The organism is Nocardioides humilatus (assembly GCF_008373755.1).
GTDB classification, from domain to species: Bacteria; Actinomycetota; Actinomycetes; order Propionibacteriales; family Nocardioidaceae; genus Nocardioides; species Nocardioides humilatus.
Genome location: NZ_VUJV01000066.1, coordinates 1 through 483 on the forward strand (window position 1 = coordinate 1; position 483 = coordinate 483).

General features: G+C 43.9%; 1 protein-coding gene. It reads right to left on the reverse strand.

Annotation, left to right across the window (positions count from 1 at the left end; translation table 11 throughout):
• Window positions 1–52 precede the first annotated feature (52 nt).
• Window positions 53–436, reverse strand: a complete 384-nt coding sequence (locus tag F0U44_RS24020; protein WP_149730592.1) for a 4CSP family protein — start codon at window positions 434–436, stop codon at window positions 53–55.
• Window positions 437–483 lie beyond the last annotated feature (47 nt).

Sequence of the window (483 nt, forward strand, 5' to 3'; positions counted from 1 at the left end):
GGATTCCGTTGTTGAATTAAAATTCTAGTTAGTGTTCAACTTTATTGAAGTTTTATTCAGGGATGACGATGCCCTTGGCCTTAGCGCGGTCTTCGTACTTCTTCCTCCATTTGCCGTCGGGGTCGAAATGGGCTGTCAGCTCCTTCCAAATTTCCAGTTCATTCTTGATTAAATAATCAATACTAGTTTCAGCGCCCTTTTCTTGGGCTTCAGTGCATTTCTCGCAACCAGTCTCTAGAGCTTCTTGAAGATGATCTTTCAGTTCCTTCCCTTCGGGAGTACACTTGCCCTTGCCGAGCACGCAATCCATATACGACTCCAGGAGCCTCTTGTTCTCCAAAATTTCTTGCAAGTTAATTTTGTCATATTTGTCAGTGTACTTATCATCAGCAAGTACGGCCACGAGTACACAGCTCAAAACTATAAGGACCTTCATGATTGATGATCCTGCTCAGCACGTAAGTGATTCCAATGGTCTGCAGG

Excerpts from the sequence above, each read along its gene's own strand:
- F0U44_RS24020 (WP_149730592.1), bottom strand. The coding sequence starts at position 436 with ATGAAGGTCCTTATAGTTTTGAGCTGTGTACTCGTGGCCGTACTTGCT.